This window comes from Acetobacterium wieringae, from assembly GCF_001766835.1.
In the GTDB taxonomy this organism is placed as follows: Bacteria; Bacillota; Clostridia; order Eubacteriales; family Eubacteriaceae; genus Acetobacterium; species Acetobacterium wieringae.
On sequence record NZ_LKEU01000034.1, the window covers coordinates 1 to 1613 of the forward strand.

Annotated in this window: 1 protein-coding gene; it reads right to left on the minus strand. The window is 37.1% G+C overall.

Annotated elements, in window-relative coordinates; genetic code table 11:
- Window positions 1-157 precede the first annotated feature (157 nt).
- Complete coding sequence (locus ACWI_RS12450; RefSeq protein WP_070371767.1) at window positions 158-1465, minus strand: IS4 family transposase; 1308 nt, start codon at window positions 1463-1465, stop codon at window positions 158-160.
- Window positions 1466-1613 lie beyond the last annotated feature (148 nt).

A 1613-nucleotide genomic window follows, 5' to 3' on the forward strand; every position in this document is an offset into this window, starting at 1 on the left:
CAATGTCATTAAGTTAACGACAATATATACGCCACAGATTATTAAACCGCCAAATGCAATTGACATTTGGCGGTTTTCATTATCCGAACCAATAAATCCGGGCATGCCAAATAAGCCGACGATGTCCGCTATAAAAAAAGTCTAAAATGAGATATAATTAAGCAACTCTATACAAGAAACTGACTGACGTCCTGATCTTGACTTTCCGAGGGTCTTTACGTCCAGGTCTTACAGGCAGAATATTCTTGGCAATTAGAGCTTCAACATCTGGTGGTGTATCATCTCTGCATTTGAAGAAACGCATACAGATTGCTATTGCGATTGTGAAATTCACCTGATATAAATGGTTTCGTTCTTTTTGGACGATCAGAATATGAGTTGTGATTGCGGCACAAAAGTTATACATAATCAGCTTTGCGAAGACTTCCTGCAGAATATAGGCCACCTTTTTTGCGTGAAAATGCTGCAATCCGATTGCGTACTTCAGTTCCCGGAAGGATGTCTCTATTCCCCATCTCATATGATATAAATGCCTGATTTTAGACAATGGAAATGTCTCTCTGTCAAGATTGGTCATAATGACTTCATATGAATTTTCACCGATTGGAAATCTTAAAATTCTAAAATGATATGGGTACATTGCTTTACTGTCAAAAGGCAAAAAATCAAAGACCTGATTTTTAGGCATAAACTTGTAGCGGTCTTTATTGGCTTTGATTTTATTGGTCTGTCTCCGGGTCATAAAAAAAGAATAATCAAGGTCGAAGGTATCATCACAGGAAAGATTTAAACTTGAGGCAATACCATTGCTGGTAATGTCTTTAACTCGAACAAGATAATGCCATCCTTTTTTAGCAATGTGTTCAAAAACATTGTAGCTTTCATATCCGCGATCCGCAATTACAATTGTTTTCCCTTCAATCTGCGATCGTTCGATCATTTCAATAAGCGCTTTACATTCTCCAGACCTTATTCGGGGTTGGATCAAGGCATCAACATAAGTTTTATTACATAAATCGTAAAGCGCATTCAAGTGCAGAAGATTAAATCCTTTATTAGAGCCGTTATTCTGAAAAGTATCAGGATCATCGGGATTGTGGGCGATGTTAAGATCTGAACCGTCAGCAGCCAATAGACGATACCCCTCATATAAGAATGCCGAAGGCAGTTTCGAGTTAAAGTCATGGAACAAACTTTCAAAAAGTTCAGGCTTCAGTTTTTCTCTTTGTTGGACAAATGCAGAACATGAAACCGTATCTGTATCATAAGAAAAGTAGTCCAGCAACTCCAGCTTCAAACTTTGGCCGCCCATCGATAAGATCAGCCGGATCATCTCTGCATAGTGTAATTTTCTTTTTCGGGTAAAGTCAGTGACAGGATTCTTTACGAATTTTCTGGAGTTTTGTTCGGATAATGCGATCGAATTCTCCAGCTTTTTTAAAATATTCGTTGCGAAATCATTCATTTGAAACCTCCTTGAAATAATATATTTAAGGGGCTTCGCCACATTTTTTTATAATATTGTCAAGTTTTTTTATCTATACAAATAAAAAAAGCCCTACGCTTTTTCAAGCATAAGACTCTTTCGTTATTTCGTTAACTTAATGACATTG

Coding starts and splice junctions, on each gene's coding strand:
- ACWI_RS12450 (WP_070371767.1), bottom strand. CDS start 1,465: ATGAATGATTTCGCAACGAATATTTTAAAAAAGCTGGAGAATTCGATC.